Source organism: Aliibacillus thermotolerans (genome assembly GCF_027853235.1).
In the GTDB taxonomy this organism is placed as follows: Bacteria; Bacillota; Bacilli; order Bacillales; family Marinococcaceae; genus Aliibacillus; species Aliibacillus thermotolerans.
In genome coordinates this window covers 23440-38356 of record NZ_WKJG01000032.1, presented here as the reverse complement: position 1 = coordinate 38356, position 14917 = coordinate 23440, and the positions used below count along the sequence as shown (strand labels likewise).

Genomic DNA, 14917 nt, shown 5'->3' with positions numbered 1-14917 from the left:
CACCCTCCGGGTGAAGCACAAGTAGATTTTGGAGTAATGGAAGCAGTACAAGATGGAGAAATAGTAGATATTCATTCATTAGTAATGTCGTTTCCTAATAGTAATGCTGGTTTTGCAGTTCCTCTGCTAGCTGAGAATCAAGAATGCTTTTTACATGGTCTAAACACACTATTTAAACAGGTTGGGGGAGTACCGAGAAAGATAAGAATTGATAATTTAACTCCAGCGGTGAAAAAAACAAGATCAAAAATGGAAGAGGCTCAATTAACGGATGAATTCATTCAATTTCAAAACTATTATGGTTTCGATGTACAGGTATGTAATCCTCGAAGTGGACATGAAAAAGGTAATGTGGAAAACAAAGTTGGATATGTACGCTATAACTTCTTTACTACAGCACCGATTATGAATAGTTATGAAGATTTAACCAATCAAATATTTCTTAAATTAGAGGCGGATCGTAATAGAATCCATTATTCCAAAAATGTGCGCATTGAAGACTTATGGCAGGAAGAAAAGAAATATCTTCTAGCATTACCAGAAAAAACTTATCCTGTATTTAAAGAGCAACTGTTCAAAGTGAATAAATATAACGAAGTGAAGGTTGATCAGATGTTAGTTCATGTACCGAGAGGCGGAAATTATAGTCAGTTACAATTGATATTAACCTGGGACCAGCTAAAGGTTGTTTCACCTAACGGTGAGATTTTATTAGATGATTATCGTCCATATATGAAAAAGCGAAAAGCATTACCATGGCTTTCTATAATTAAAACATGGATTCAGAAGCCCCGGGTTGTTGAATATTCGCGTTATAACAAGTATTTACCGGGTAGAATTAAAGAATTTCTGTTAGTAGATAATTTAAACATTCGTCGAAAACGGTTAGAAAGCCTAGCTAGTTTATTAGTTTCTTATGATTTGAAGAGGATTAATGAAGAATTTTATGAATTAATAGCACAGGACAAATTAGCTAGTGAAAGTAATCCTTATGAAGTAGATTGGAATAAGTATGATTCATTGGCACCTAGAGAGGAGGCAATTCGATGAAACAGGATATCAAGGAACTATGCAAATCATTGAGATTAGCTTATGTTGCCGATGTATATGAGCAAATATCATTTGATACACCTGAACAATTCTTGTATGAGCTTCTTCAAGAGGAAATTAAATTAAGAGAACAAGCGAGAACGACTCGCTTGATAAAAAAGGCTAAGTTCTTGGATAAGAAGAGTTTACAAGATTATGAGTGGACCGAACAAATTCGGTTCCCTCATCATTTAACCAAAGAGGCATTGTGTAGCCTGAATTTTATTAAAAACCGAGAAAACGTAGTTTTAGTTGGATCACCTGGGACGGGAAAAACACATTTAGCAACGGGACTAGGAAGAAAGGCTTGTGAACAAGGTTATGAAGTACGATTTTATCGTGTTGCCCATTTAGTTGAAGAGTTAGAACATGCATTACGATTGAATCGATTATCAACATTTAGAAAACGTATGGAGAAAGTAGATTTAGTTATTTTAGATGAAATGGGCTACTTACCATTTAGTAAAGAAGGGGCGGAATTATTATTCCAAATTATATCGGAGTTTTATGAACAAAAAAGCATAATTATTACATCAAACTTAGAATTTAGTCAGTGGAATCGAATCTTTACTGATTCTCGATTAACAGCAGCATTAGTGGACAGGCTAATTCATCACGCACACATCATCTCATTCCAGGGTGAAAGCTATAGACTGTCACACGCATTGTCAAAAAGGAATTAAAGGGTGGCAAATCTCTGTATTTTTAATTGCATTTTTCTGCACTTTTCTATTGCAAAATACACCGTTATCAATACATTTACCAACACGTGACATGCTCTGGATAATTTTGTTTTCTTTCACGAAGTCTTTAAATCCATGGGACGTGTATTGAAAGCCACGGTCACTGTGAAATAATGTCTTCGTTGGAATAATGGAATCTTTAATCTGAGTGACTGTATCACGTACTAAGGCATTGTTATTATGTCGGGATAATTTATAGGCTACAATTTTATTTTCACCGTAATCTAAAATTGCACTTAAATACGCTTTTGAATGGCCTCTATACTTGAATTATGTGATATCTGTTAATAAAACTCCCATTGCTTTATAGTCGACTTGGAATTCTCTATTTAGAACATTCTCAGCTATATGTTGTGGTTTATGTGGCTTGTAGGTATAACGTTTCCGACGGATGACGGCTTTTAACTCTAGTAACCTCATCAAACGGTAAACACATTTATGATTCACTGAGGCGTTAAGATAATGATTGAGATAGATCGTGATTCGGCGATAACCATAAATTCCTTTATGTTCGTCATATACTTTTTGAATGCAATTAATCAAGTGTCTTAAGCGCTTTTCTGTTTTCGTTGGTTTCCGTTTCACCCATTTATAATAACCTGAGCGACTCACACCTAATGCTTCACATAGTATAGTTATTTTGAATCCTTGTTTTTCCAGCTTTTTAATGGTTGGTACTCTGCCTCATACCGCGTTTCTGTAACATCAACTCTCTTTCCACTTCTTCTAACTTTTTTAGCGCAGCGTTCTCTGTTTCAAGGTACTCATTTCGTGCTTTTAATGCTGCAATTTCTGTTCGTAACTTTTCTTCCTCTGTTTGAATTTTGTCTGGCTTTCCGCGACCTCGTCCATCTACTAGTCCGTCAGGACCATGTTCTTTGTATTTCCTAACCCACGAATAGACATTGTTATATGAAACTCGATACTTTTCAGCGGTTTATTTATAAGATAAACCTTGATTCAAGCAATATTTAACGATCTCCATTTTCTCTTCTTGTGTAGTTTTGCGACTCTTCATAGTATACACCTCGGGGTTTGGAGAATAACTCCTGATTTCTTCCTCTCTAGTATACTTGATTATCCATTTCCTGACCGTCTCATGAGACGGAATATTATATTTTCGAGCTAATTGTTTAAAAGGTATTCCTTCTACAAGATGTTTATTAATAACAGATTGTCAGCGCTGAAGAATAAAAATTCTTCGTGATAATTTTCTACAAAGTATACCCCAAAATATACGAAATATGGGATAATATGGTTATATTAAACAGCTAAATTAGTATATTTTGGGGAGTTTTAAATATGGTGACAAGAAAAGAAAAAAGAGAATGTGAAAAAGATACAAGGAAAAAGTCAGAAAACACTTCTGTAAAAATTGAGATGATAAACTTAATGGAATAAATGATCCAAGGCATCAAAGCTATGTTACCTATAATAGTGATATCCTACTTATGATAACCATTTTAAAAAATGCCTTTGATTATTGTATCCATAATTTCCAAAAGATAGTGGGATGCAGTGAGCTGAAAGAGCTGCCACATTACGATACTATTAATGACTTTTTATCCAGACTGGAACCAACAGAACTGGAAAAAGTCCGAACGCACATGATCAAACAATTGCTTTGATCGGTACCGGATAAACGGGAAATACTGGGGAATCATCATTGATGGGACAGGGCTTTTTAGTTTTCAACAAAAGCATTGCGACCATTGCTTAAGACGGGAATATACCGATAAAGCAACTGGTGAGAAAAAGACTGTATACATGCATCATGTACTTGAAGCCAAACTGGTAGTAGGTGACATGGTCCTAAGTACAGCTTCCGAGTTTATTGAAAACGAATCGGAGGATGTATCTAAACAAGATTGTGAACTAAAAGCATTTTATCGGTTGGCCAAAAAAATAAAACAAGCATTTAAGAGATTACCCATATGCATCCTAGGAGATAGTCTTTATGCCTGCGAATGCGATAAGTACGGGTGGAAGTACATGATGCGATTTAAAGAAGGTAAAATCAAAAGCGTTGCCAAAGAATTTCAAGAGATTAAGGCGATGGAAAATCTATCAGAAGACATATGCTGGGTGAACGATATTGCGTATAATCAAAGAACATTGAACATACTTGAATATCACTTCGTTAAAAATCAGGAGAAAAAGACTTTTACATTTATCACAAATATCAAGGTAACAAATCGAAATGCACGTAAACTAATTTATGCGGGGCGAAGCCGTTGGAAGATTGAAAACCAGGGCTTTAATCGTCAAAAAAATATTCGGTATCACATTGAACATGCCAGTAGTCGCCATTATGTAGCGATGAAGAATCACTACCTTCTAACACAGATTGCAGATATTCTAATGCAGTTATTTGAAAATGGAAGCAAAGCTTTGAAGCATTTTAAGAAAACAGCAAAAGAAATATCCTCAATTCTGTTAGAAGCGATACGTACCCGCAAATTAACAGACGAGGATATTCAACAATTAGCTAATCCAATACAAATTAGGTTTAGTTGTGGTAAAAAGAAAAAGTTTCAGTTAAAAAAGTACCCAGTTTTTTAAAACAATTTTTAAAAATTGGCTTAGCTTTTTAGCAAAAATTGGGTTCAATCATTTATTGAATATTCTTTAATTGACTCAACCTTTTTTATTGATTGGAAGAGATTTAATAAAATTTACTCTTCACAGCTGCAGTAAGCAAAGAAGGATTGACAATAGTTTACAAAATAAATAGAATTAGTAATGTCGTCATCTAAAAAAGTAAGAAAATTTTTACATCACTATGGTCTGACTATACTGTGGGAAGGGGGACATCATGACAACTCAAACGGGGCAACCAGTACTTTCCGATCAGATTGCTGAAAAAGCGGCTAGCGATTTCAAAATGAGAGAATATGTTGGGAAAGCTGCTTACATAGTAACCGTTTTGGCTATCATTTGGTCAATATTTCAAATATACGCTGCTGGCACAGGGGTTCTAGATGCAATGAGGTTGCGGGCTTGGCATATGATGTTTTTATTGACCATGACTTTTTTACTTTTTCCTGCCTTTCGAAAAAAGGGAGGAACTGTGCGCTTTCCCACTTTTTTTGATGTGATTTGTATTTTACTTACCATTGTTGTGTTTGGTTATTTTCTAGTAAATTATAGTGAGATTGCTCTGCGCGGTGGTTATTTACTTCAAATGGACTACATTATCGGTGCCATTGGAGTGCTTTTAATATTTGAAGCGGCTCGCCGGGTTGTAGGCAACTTAGCCATCCTGGCGTTCATTTTTCTTCTCTATAACTTTTTTGGGAATTATATACCCGAGATGTTTGGTCATGGGGGATTTAGTGTAAATCGAGTGGTTGATCATATGTTTTGGGGTAGCCAGGGTGTCTTTGGAATTGCGATCGGTGTATCTGCAACTTTCGTATTCCTGTTTATTTTATTCGGGGCATTTTTGCGGATCAGTGGATTTAGCCAATTTATTAATGATTTGGCACTAACTATTGCTGGTAGAGCACCAGGAGGGCCAGCAAAAGTAGCAGTTTTGGCTAGCAGTTTGATGGGGATGATTAACGGTAGTGCATTGGCAAATGTAGCTACAACTGGAACAATTACGATTCCAATGATGAAAAAGAATGGTTACCGAGCTCGTTTTGCTGCAGCGGTTGAGGCGGTAGCTTCCACTGGCGGACAGTTTGCACCACCAATTATGGGAGCAGCAGGCTTTGTGATGGCCGAATATTTAGGTGTTCCTTATACCACCGTAATGATTGCTGCAATTGTTCCTGCATTTCTTTATTATTTTACGTTGATTCTTGTTGTGCATTATGAAGCAAAGCGGCTCGGATTGAAAGGAATTTCACGAGATAACATACCACAAGTAAAAGAAGTGCTCATGAAACAAGGGCACCTTTCTTTACCGTTGATTGTACTTATTATCATGCTTTTTCAAGGATACACTCCGATTTATGCTGCTGTATTTTCAATTTTTGCTTGTATTCTAGCAAGTTGGTTCCGAAAGCCAACTCGGATGGGATTCAAAAAGATTGCACAAGCACTGGAAGAAGGAGCAAAAGGAGCAATTGGGGTCGGTGTAGCTTGTGCAGTGATTGGTGTAATTATTGGAACGGTCTCTCTAACTGGTTTAGGACTCAACGTTGGTTATGCAATTATGAACTACACCAATGAAAGCATATTACTTGCAAGCGTGCTTGTTATGTTAATGAGTATTATACTTGGCATGGGTGTTCCTGGAGTAGCAGCCTATGTCATTGTAGCGACAGTGGCAGCACCCGTATTGATTGATTTGGGGGTAGAAGCAATCGCGGCCCATATGTTTGTGCTATTGTATGCATGCTTGTCTAATATTACTCCTCCTGTAGCATTGGCTTCTTACGTGGGAGCAGGCATTGCTGGAGCTGACCAAAACAAAGTTTCCCTCACAGCGGTGAAGTTAGGACTTACAGGATTTTTATTGCCTTTCTTTTTTATATTTGAACCAGCTTTGCTTCTTGATATTGACTCCATTAGTGAAAGTTTACTTCCGATTTTAACTGCTACACTGGGAGCAGTAGGATTAGCAGCAGGTTTACAGGGATGGTTGTTAACGAATGTATCGCTCATTCAACGCTTTCTATTGATAATCGCAGGATTTTTAATGATTGAATCTAGTACACGGACGGATGTGATAGGTCTTGTGCTCCTAATTGGACTATTGCTATGGCAATGGGGAACAAAGAGAAAAGAAGCTTCCAAGGTTAATATCAGCTCATAAGAAAGGAAAGGAGATGGTTTTACATGAAACGAAATTTTTTGAAAAAAATGCTGTTAGCTGGTGCTTTGTTTAGTCTGTTCGCACTTGTAGCTTGTGGAGGAGACGGTGACGACTCTGCTAATGAAGATAATAACAACGCTACTAGTGGAGAGACGGTCGAGCTAAATTTCCCAACGGCTGGAACAACAGGAACTATTTATCCGCTTGGTTCAGCCATGGCGAACCTTTGGAATAATGAAGTAGAAGGTGTACGTGTAAACGCACAAGCTTCCAATGGGGGAGTAGATAATTTAAATATGATGAAAGAGGGAGAGGCACATATCTCCTTTGCGACTTCTGGGATTATTTGGGAAGCTTACAATGGTGAACGAGGCTTTACTGATCGTGCCTATGAGGACGTTCGGATTGTAGCTGGTCTATATTACAACCCGAACCAATTTGTTGTGCGGGAAGATGCAGGAATTGAATCGATTAAAGATTTAAAAGGGAAACGTTTCGCTCCTGGAGCGGTTGGAAGCACACCAGAAGTTGAATCAAGTATTATTCTTCCTAAATACGGAATACAATATCCAGATGATATTGAGACGAATTTTGTAGGTTTTACAGAGGCAATTGATCTGATGAGAAATAACCAAGTAGATGGTGCGTTAATCCAAGCAGGTTTACCAACAGCTGCTGTTACAGAAATGACCTCTACTGCGGGCGGGAAGCTGATTGGAATAGAGGAAGAAGTACGCCAATCTTTAATGGATGAATATCCATGGTACTCAGAAGTTACTATACCTGCAGGAACTTATGAAAACCAAGAAGAAGATGTAGAAACGTTGGGAATCAAAATGATGCTCATGGCAGACGCTTCTGTTGACGATGATCTCATTTATGAAATGACAGCTGCTTTTTGGGAAAACATAGATCAACTTGCAGAAACACATCCAATCGTTGAGCAAATGGATATTGAAGAAGCGGTAACTGAACTTGCCGATATTCCGCTACATGATGGGGCAGCTCGTTACTATGAGGAAATTGGATTATTAGAATAGAAGTGGTAAAAAAGCGGAGGTGTCCTCCGCTTTTTTACATATCCCGTGCCCTAATGATAAGTATCCGTAATCACATTTGTTATAGGTAGGTAACGGACAGTAAGACTTCCACTGATGGGAGTTTCCTTTATTGGAGGGATTTTATTTATGGATAAAATTACAATTGGGTATCTTGGACCTGCGGGGACATTTACGGAAGTTGCCGTAAAGGAATTGTTCGGTCACCGTTCTTTTTCTCTTCAAGCATTCTCTACGATTGAAGAATGTATGGAGGCGGCCCAGAAGAAATTGATGGATTACACAGTAGTACCTATTGAAAATTCAATTGGCGGATCCGTAAGCACGACATTAGATCGGCTGATTCATGAATTGGAAGTACCGATTCAAGGAGAAGTGCATTTACCTATTCATCAACAACTGCTTGTTCATCCCAAGCAAAAAAACCGGGAGAATTACACCCATGTATTTTCCCATCCACAAGCACTAAAGCAATGTAGTGACTTTTTAAGCAAAGAATACCCTGGAGTGAAACAACAAACGATGAATAGTACAGCAGAAGCTGCACGTGTTATCTCGGAAAACCCGGACAAACCTTGGTTAGCTATCGCCAATTCTGTCGCCCGAAATTTTTATAAATTAGAAATAAAAAAAGAAAACATTGAAACGTTTTCGACCAATATGACCCGATTTGTCGTTCTTAGTTATTTACCACTGGAAATTGATACCAAACGGAAAAAGGCTTCGATTATCGTTTCTTTTCCCCAGCATGATTTAATGATTCTGCATGATTTGTTAAGTCTTGCACAAATCTTCCGCTTAAAACCGACGAAAATTGAATCGGCGCCAATGAAAACAGGAATGGGAGAGTATTTCTTTTTTATTGATTTTGAGATTACTAATAAAGAAGAAGGATTTAAAGAAATGTGTCGTTTAATAGAACAAATAGGTTGTAACTTAAGAATTTTAGGTTGCTATCCTTCTAAATAATAAATTATCTTTAATATGCCGGCAAATAGATTTAGGACGTGAATAGATCAATGGAAGACAATGTGGCTGAGGTGCTTTAATCATGCTTCAACTAGAAATGTGAATGCTGATGAGACCGATTTTACATTGAAGTGGGAGAAAAAGTGTCCCATGAACCGTTCATGGAACCTATTTTTAAGTAAGGTCCTCAAGAAATGGTCTTATGAAGGGGTGTACCGGAATCGTTGCTCAGTCTATGGTAACGAGGCGCTTTACAAACTAACTTAGGCGTAGTGAACACGAACAACGATGACAGTGAACAACCTTAATAACGTTCTATCTTTTTCAAAATACTTACTATTTTCATATTGCTATCAAAGCCGAGGAGATTGCCAAGCCGAAAATTTTTGTTCGCTCTTGCTTCAAATTCTTTTATCCAATCCCTAGAACCATCCATATTTGCATTCGTTTCATACAAGTTAAAGTTCGTAGAAACAGAAACAGCTTGTCTTATATGTTCTGTGGCTTTTTCGTAATCAAAAGTCATAGACCGTTATTTTTCCTATGATGGAGCGTATGCTTCAAGATTTATGGGAATCGTCTCAACATGCGGAAATGGGAAAAATTATGCCTCAAAATACAAGAAAGCTATTTCTTTCAGTACCGTATTTGTAACGATCGTCTTTGTAGGATTAAGTTTATTTTCGTTTACCTTTTTGTTAAACGGATTTCATAAGATAGTACCGATTGGTCAAGTGGAAACGGAGGCTGTCATCGCAAGTAAACATTCAGAAAGAGAATGGCAAGTGTATCATTTTCGTTTTGATACGGTGACCGATCCGCTTTTTCAATTTGAGCTGAATTATACGGATCAAGACGGTGTGTCCCGACGAGTGATAAAAGAAGTGACACATCACACGTTTCATCAATACGATGCGTTTGATTCCCTTCCTATTTCATATCGATCGAGTAATCCTTTTGATATTTTTGTTAGAGGCACGACATTGACAGATGTGTTAGATATCTTTTTCTACCGCAAGTTCTTTTTGTTCAGCTTTATGTTTTGTGTAGCAGTTCTTTTTGGAGTGATCTCTATAAGGCGTTTGTACAAAAAAAGAAGAAAAGGTTGATAAGATGTCCGACAGAAAAGATGAAATTATTTTAAGGGGTTTGAAAGAAAACAATTTAAAAAATATCGATGTAAATATACCGAAAGAAAAAATTGTCGTGTTTACTGGGCTTTCTGGTTCAGGGAAAAGTTCCGTTGTGTTTGATACGATCGCAAGGGAAAGTAGAAGGCAAATGACGTTGAACTATCCCCATTATGTGAGAAACCAAATGCCAAGATATGAAAGACCCCACGCCGATCTTATGCAAAATTTAAGTCCAGTTGTCGTCGTAGAACAGCGGCAAGTCGTTGGAAATTCCCTCTCCACCGTAGGAACGTACTTGGATATCGATCCGTTAATAAGGCTTTTGTTTTCTAGAATCGGAACACCTTCGATTGGCTCTGCTACTGAATTTTCAAGGCAAAGCTCTTTCGGGAAATGTCCAGAATGCCATGGATACGGGGAAGTCGTTGCACCGGATGTGAATAAATTGGTTGATTTCGATAAATCGTTGCGTGAGTACGCGGTAAATTTTAAGCCGTTATCTCCATCAGGTTGGCAAGGAAGATGGATGATCACTGGTGGACTGTTCGACCCAGAAAAGCCGATCAAGGATTATTCGGAAGAAGAACTTCAATTATTTTTGTACGGTCCGAAAGATGGCGAAAAGGTGTATGCGCCTTTTCATACGAAAAATGGACCTCAACCCCATGAGTGGGATGGTTTGTTACCGCGATTTAAGCGTCTTTACATCCAACGAGATATTTCTAAGTTAAAAGAAGTAACCGAAGAAGACGTATTTGCTGTTTCAACGAAGACATTATGTGCTACTTGCCAAGGGTCAGGTCTGAACCCGAAAGTTTTAGCGTGCAAAATCAATGGCTTAAATATTGCACAATACAATCAATTACAACTTTCCGAATTATTGGTAGAGTTAGAGAATGTGGAAGATCCGATGGGAGAAGGAATTGCTCGGCAAGCGATTCCACTCGTGAAACAGTTGGTGGAAATGGGATTAGGATATTTGAGTCTAGGAAGAAAAATGGACACTTTATCTGGTGGAGAAGCGCAACGGGTAAAAATCGCTCGGCATTTAGGAAGCAGTTTGAACAATATGACGTATATTTTTGACGAGCCTACTGCAGGGCTTCATCCGGAAGAAGTGGACATGCTCATTCAAATGATGAAAAGGTTGAAGAACGCCCACAATACCGTCATTGTCATTGAACATGATTTATCTGTGATAAAATCAGCGGATGAAATCATCGAAATGGGACCAGGAGCAGGGGCAGACGGTGGAAAGGTTGTTTATCAAGGGAAATTAGAAGGATTAGAACAAGTGGAAAGTGCAACGAGTCTTCACTATGAAAGAAAAATGAACGAACACCCACGGAAAATAAAAAGTTATTTTACGATTGAAAATGCAAATCATAATAACTTAAAAAATATTACCGTTCATATTCCTAAACATGTGTTAGTTTCTATTTGCGGTGTTTCTGGTTCGGGAAAAAGCTCTTTCATGATGGAAGCATTCAAAGAAAAGTATCCAGAAGCGATTATCGTTGGACAAGGGAGTATCGGAATATCTAACCGTTCCACGTTGGCGACCTACATGGGGATGATGGATGACATTCGCGCCATATTTGCGAAAGAAACAGGGCTTCCTGCAGGGTTATTCAGTTTCAATTCTCTCGGAGCGTGTCCTGTTTGTAACGGAAAAGGAGTGATGCAACCGGACGTTGCCTTTGCAGATCCAGTAACGGTAACATGTGAAGCGTGTAACGGTACGAGGTATTCGGACGAAGCCCTTCGTTACCGGTACCGTGGTAAAAATATTGTAGAAATGCTCGCTTTAACGATTGATGAAGCAACCGACTACTTTCAAAATCGAAAAATTTTAAAGCGGGTAGCGACACTGAAAGAGGTAGGATTAGGATATCTTACGTTGGGACAGACGACGAGTTCTTTAAGTGGTGGGGAAGTGCAACGTTTGAAACTCGCTAGCCATTTACAAAAAGAAGGACAAATTTACGTATTAGACGAACCGTCGTTAGGGCTACATACAAAAGACTATGGCAAACTGTTAGCTGTTTTTCAACAACTTGTAAACAAAGGGAATTCCGTGATTATCATTGAACACAATCTCGATTTTTTAAGAGCAAGCGATTGGATCATCGAATTGGGACCGGGCGGGGGAAAACAAGGAGGACAAATAATATTTGAAGGTACGCCACAAGAAATGTTGCGTGCAGAAACGGTGACAGCGAAATGGTTCAAAGATGGAGTGACTTCATCACATTGAAAAAACACGGCAATAACGGTTCGATCGTGCCATATAAATCATGAATGAAACAGAAGCTGTCCAAAAAGTCATGATTGGTGACTTTTTGGACATTTTTTTGTGACCCCTTCATCAAAAATTGCTTCTGGAAACGCCTCTTGGCCGAATCATGGCATGTTTCCAACACCAAATTGTTGATGGAAGTAAGTCATGGATGGGTCATGCAATCGTTTCATATAAAAATAGCTAATGGAAGCAAGCCATGAATGGCTCATAACACTGTTTCATTCAAAAACGTCTGATGAAAGCAAGTCATGGATCGCTCATGCCACCGTTTCATTCAAAAATAGTTTGTGGAAACAAGCTATGAATGGATCATGGCACCGTTTCAATCCAAACACCCTTGTGAAAGCAATCCATGCACGATGTATGGCACCGTTTCAGCGCTAAATGATTGTTGAAAGGAACGCTCGATTTATTTTTCAGGACTTATTAGACAGACTCATTTCATACGACCTCTTTTTTGATGAATCCTCTCTGTGAAATTCTTTTGGTGAACATTTTTATGGAAGTTTGCCATCATTATCTCCGGCAGTCGTTGTTGTGCAATAATAGTTTGTGGTAACCAGAAAAAAACTGCTCTACTACAAGTTTTTTTCATGTACTATAGAGTAAAGAAAGAAGCAAGATTCTGATGGAAAGGGAGAGAGAGAATGAGTAAAGCACGTGTCGCCTTTGCTTTCATTATTGTATGCACCCTCGTGACCGCAGGATGTACAGAAAATACGAAGAATAATGAAAATGACATAGAGGCGACTTCGATGGAAGAAAGCCAGGACGAGGTTTCGGAAGCAAACAATGACCATATCACACCAGAAGAGGAATCTTCGGACGATCTGAATGTTTGGATTGGTGGAGAGGTCACTGTCGATGATGATGAAATTATCGTAGAAGGAGAAAGTAACATTATGCCAGGGGCTACTATCTCCGCAAATGGCATTAGTGAAGGAGGAATGGCTGTCGGTGCTATGCAACAGCAAGCGAAAGTAGAAGAGGACGGATCCTTTCATTTTCAGTTTCCTGGACGAGATGATCGTACGGTCATTCATCTTCGTCTATCTACCGTTGGGAATTCGGAAGCAAGAGAATACTATGGGAGAAATTTAGAAAACGTAACCGGTCCTCAAGTGTATTTAACGCAGCAGGAAGGACAATATGAAGTGCGAGCAACCATTGAACTGGACCCCGAACAGGAAACACCATACACCATTCCGATAGAAATACCTGAATGGGAAGAAATACCTGAAGATTATGGGGAGCCGGAAGTGTGGATGGAAGTGGATGTGACAACTGACCATCAATACATTTATTTTAAAGGAAGAAGCAATCTCGTCGAAGGGGCAAGACTTGGTGGAAATTTAAAAGGTGCTTCTGACAATATCGTTCCTTTTGCTTTTGATCATAACCATGTCCAACGTGATGGAACATTTGAAACGAAAATACGATATCGTACTTTAAGTGAAGGAATGTATATGCCGATTACTTTTGAACCATCCCCTTACAGTTGGGATAATGTCAAAGAAGTTTACGGAGAACGGGGGGAGAAATTGGAAGGAGCACTCGTTCATACAACCGAGGACGGAAATAAATACGTAGAGTACATCGTGGAATTGGACGTTCCAGCACTTACTCCTCCAGAAGAAGTCGCAATGACAATGGAAGAAGAGGAGATAAAGTTACAAGTACCAGATGATTTGTTGTTTGATTTTGATGAAAGTGTTTTAAAAACAGAGGCAAAGGAAACTTTAGATGAAATTATCGATGATTTAGAAAAGCTAGAAGCGGATGCGACATTACACATTAATGGTCACACTGATAATGTCGGTGATCCAGATTACAATATGGAATTGTCTAAACAAAGAGCAGAAGCAGTATTCACTTATTTAGAAGAAAATGGAGAAATCAGTCACTTAAATATTCACACGAACGGGTATGGAGAAACAGAGCCAATAGCCTCCAATGAAGACGAAGAAGGAAGAAGTATGAATCGTCGGGTCGAAATTGTCATCAATCCGCAAGTCGAATAGATGAAATATAGTAAATATTTCACAAAAAAGAAATCGATTGGAGGTAAAAGCGCCCCTTGAAACAAATATAAATAAAATAAGCGTGAAGAAGGGATATTATGATGGAACCTATGTTTGAGATCGCTCGTTGGTTACACATCGTCAGTGGTTTTTTAGCACTCATCGTGCTGTGGTTGCCAATGGTCACACGAAAAGGGCGGAAACTTCACCGTCAAACGGGTTGGGTATTTGTCATTTCCATGACTGCTATAGCGGTGACGGCGTTTTATATGGGTGTTTATCGAATCGTTTGGGATGCTGGTACTGAACCAGATTCCATTTCGTTTTCATGGTTTCTTATTTTCATTGCTATTTTAAGCGGAGCAACAGCTTGGTATGGAGTACGTGTGTTACGGTTTAAAAGAAGAGAAACGCCTCATCGTGAACCATTGGACTTGTTTTTTGCTCTTTTATTGCTTATTGCGAGCATCGGTATCATTGTCTACGGTTGGGCGATCCATTTCCAGCTTCTTCAGTACTTTCCAATCATTGGTTTGTTTTTAGGCGGTTCGCAACTTTATTATTGGCTCAGTAAACCAAAAAGTATGTCCCACTGGGTCGTGGAACATATCGTCGGCATGCTTTCTTGCTGTATTGCAGTCATTACCGCATTTATCGTTTTCGGTGCCCCGAGACTTTTACAAGTAGAATCAGTCCATTTGCTTCTCTGGTTTCTTCCAACGATTATTTTTGTCCCATTAATTATTGTATTAACAAATTATTATGGGCGGAAGTTTGCTTTCTTAAATAAAGAAGAAAAGAGGGGTTGAAAATGAGCAAATTGATTAGTAAAGGAAT

General features: G+C 38.5%; 13 protein-coding genes and 2 pseudogenes. 11 read left to right on the top strand and 4 right to left on the bottom strand.

All coding sequences use genetic code 11. The annotated features are described in order from the left end of the window. Both GJS40_RS05275 and istB read left to right on the top strand, forming a co-directional pair. Positions 1 to 1050: IS21 family transposase (locus tag GJS40_RS05275; RefSeq protein ID WP_270896719.1), on the top strand; the 1050-nt coding region annotated here is incomplete at its 5' end. Continuing rightward, a complete protein-coding gene (gene istB, locus GJS40_RS05270) occupies positions 1047 to 1772 on the top strand; it encodes an IS21-like element helper ATPase IstB (protein ID WP_270896718.1) in 726 nt (241 codons plus the stop codon). The genes GJS40_RS05275 and istB, both read left to right, overlap by 4 nt. Here the strand turns inward: istB and GJS40_RS14535 are convergent. The 3 genes and pseudogenes from GJS40_RS14535 to GJS40_RS14530 form a co-directional block, all read right to left on the bottom strand. After that, positions 1758 to 2078 (bottom strand): annotated as a pseudogene (locus GJS40_RS14535) (DDE-type integrase/transposase/recombinase); the annotation flags it as partial. The gene istB and the pseudogene GJS40_RS14535 sit on opposite strands and share 15 nt — an antisense overlap. A gap of 24 nt (positions 2079 to 2102) precedes the next feature. Continuing rightward, positions 2103 to 2444 carry an IS3 family transposase gene (locus tag GJS40_RS05265; RefSeq protein ID WP_270896717.1) on the bottom strand — a complete coding sequence of 114 codons (342 nt, stop codon included), beginning with the start codon at positions 2442 to 2444 and terminating at the stop codon, positions 2103 to 2105. A gap of 52 nt (positions 2445 to 2496) precedes the next feature. Next, positions 2497 to 2757: pseudogene (locus GJS40_RS14530) on the bottom strand (helix-turn-helix domain-containing protein); the annotation flags it as partial. An 842-nt stretch (positions 2758 to 3599) separates the two neighbouring features. Between GJS40_RS14530 and GJS40_RS05260 the strand changes: the two are divergent. From GJS40_RS05260 to pheA, 4 genes are all read left to right on the top strand, one after another. Then, a complete protein-coding gene (locus GJS40_RS05260) occupies positions 3600 to 4394 on the top strand; it encodes a hypothetical protein (protein WP_270896716.1) in 795 nt (264 codons plus the stop codon). A 253-nt stretch (positions 4395 to 4647) separates the two neighbouring features. Continuing rightward, positions 4648 to 6597: a TRAP transporter permease gene (locus GJS40_RS05255; RefSeq protein WP_270896715.1), complete on the top strand. Its 1950-nt coding sequence runs from the start codon at positions 4648 to 4650 to the stop codon at positions 6595 to 6597. 23 nt (positions 6598 to 6620) lie between these two features. Beyond that, complete coding sequence (locus GJS40_RS05250) at positions 6621 to 7637, top strand: TAXI family TRAP transporter solute-binding subunit (protein WP_270896714.1); 1017 nt, start codon at positions 6621 to 6623, stop codon at positions 7635 to 7637. 147 nt (positions 7638 to 7784) lie between these two features. Continuing rightward, complete coding sequence (gene pheA / locus GJS40_RS05245; RefSeq protein ID WP_270896713.1) at positions 7785 to 8624, top strand: prephenate dehydratase; 840 nt, start codon at positions 7785 to 7787, stop codon at positions 8622 to 8624. A 304-nt stretch (positions 8625 to 8928) separates the two neighbouring features. Here pheA and GJS40_RS05240 read toward each other — a convergent pair whose 3' ends face one another. Further along, entirely contained in the window at positions 8929 to 9150 is a 222-nt protein-coding gene (locus GJS40_RS05240) for a hypothetical protein (RefSeq protein WP_270896712.1), read from the bottom strand. 43 nt (positions 9151 to 9193) lie between these two features. On the opposite strand from GJS40_RS05240, the gene GJS40_RS05235 reads away from it, so the two are divergent. From GJS40_RS05235 to GJS40_RS05215, 5 genes are all read left to right on the top strand, one after another. Beyond that, a complete protein-coding gene (locus tag GJS40_RS05235) occupies positions 9194 to 9733 on the top strand; it encodes a hypothetical protein (RefSeq protein WP_270896711.1) in 540 nt (179 codons plus the stop codon). 4 nt (positions 9734 to 9737) lie between these two features. Next, positions 9738 to 12014, top strand: a complete 2277-nt coding sequence (locus GJS40_RS05230) for an ATP-binding cassette domain-containing protein (protein WP_270896710.1) — start codon at positions 9738 to 9740, stop codon at positions 12012 to 12014. 228 nt (positions 12015 to 12242) lie between these two features. Further along, positions 12243 to 12443 (top strand): hypothetical protein, encoded by a 201-nt coding sequence (locus tag GJS40_RS05225; RefSeq protein ID WP_270896709.1) that lies wholly within the window; start codon positions 12243 to 12245, stop codon positions 12441 to 12443. Positions 12444 to 12706: 263 nt separating this feature from the next. Then, the gene (locus tag GJS40_RS05220; RefSeq protein ID WP_270896708.1) at positions 12707 to 14080 is read left to right on the top strand and encodes an OmpA family protein; all 1374 of its coding nucleotides are present in this window, start codon (positions 12707 to 12709) and stop codon (positions 14078 to 14080) included. A gap of 101 nt (positions 14081 to 14181) precedes the next feature. Next, positions 14182 to 14889 (top strand): DUF2306 domain-containing protein, encoded by a 708-nt coding sequence (locus tag GJS40_RS05215; RefSeq protein WP_270896707.1) that lies wholly within the window; start codon positions 14182 to 14184, stop codon positions 14887 to 14889. Positions 14890 to 14917: the final 28 nt, after the last annotated feature.

What these genes read in the sequence shown, in the direction of transcription:
- istB (WP_270896718.1), top strand. Translation starts at nt 1,047, where the DNA reads ATGAAACAGGATATCAAGGAACTATGCAAATCATTGAGATTAGCTTAT.
- GJS40_RS05260 (WP_270896716.1), top strand. Translation starts at nt 3,600, where the DNA reads ATGCATCATGTACTTGAAGCCAAACTGGTAGTAGGTGACATGGTCCTA.
- GJS40_RS05255 (WP_270896715.1), top strand. Translation starts at nt 4,648, where the DNA reads ATGACAACTCAAACGGGGCAACCAGTACTTTCCGATCAGATTGCTGAA.
- GJS40_RS05250 (WP_270896714.1), top strand. Translation starts at nt 6,621, where the DNA reads ATGAAACGAAATTTTTTGAAAAAAATGCTGTTAGCTGGTGCTTTGTTT.
- pheA (WP_270896713.1), top strand. Translation starts at nt 7,785, where the DNA reads ATGGATAAAATTACAATTGGGTATCTTGGACCTGCGGGGACATTTACG.
- GJS40_RS05240 (WP_270896712.1), bottom strand. Translation starts at nt 9,150, where the DNA reads ATGACTTTTGATTACGAAAAAGCCACAGAACATATAAGACAAGCTGTT.
- GJS40_RS05235 (WP_270896711.1), top strand. Translation starts at nt 9,194, where the DNA reads ATGGGAATCGTCTCAACATGCGGAAATGGGAAAAATTATGCCTCAAAA.
- GJS40_RS05230 (WP_270896710.1), top strand. Translation starts at nt 9,738, where the DNA reads ATGTCCGACAGAAAAGATGAAATTATTTTAAGGGGTTTGAAAGAAAAC.
- GJS40_RS05225 (WP_270896709.1), top strand. Translation starts at nt 12,243, where the DNA reads ATGGAAGCAAGCCATGAATGGCTCATAACACTGTTTCATTCAAAAACG.
- GJS40_RS05220 (WP_270896708.1), top strand. Translation starts at nt 12,707, where the DNA reads ATGAGTAAAGCACGTGTCGCCTTTGCTTTCATTATTGTATGCACCCTC.
- GJS40_RS05215 (WP_270896707.1), top strand. Translation starts at nt 14,182, where the DNA reads ATGGAACCTATGTTTGAGATCGCTCGTTGGTTACACATCGTCAGTGGT.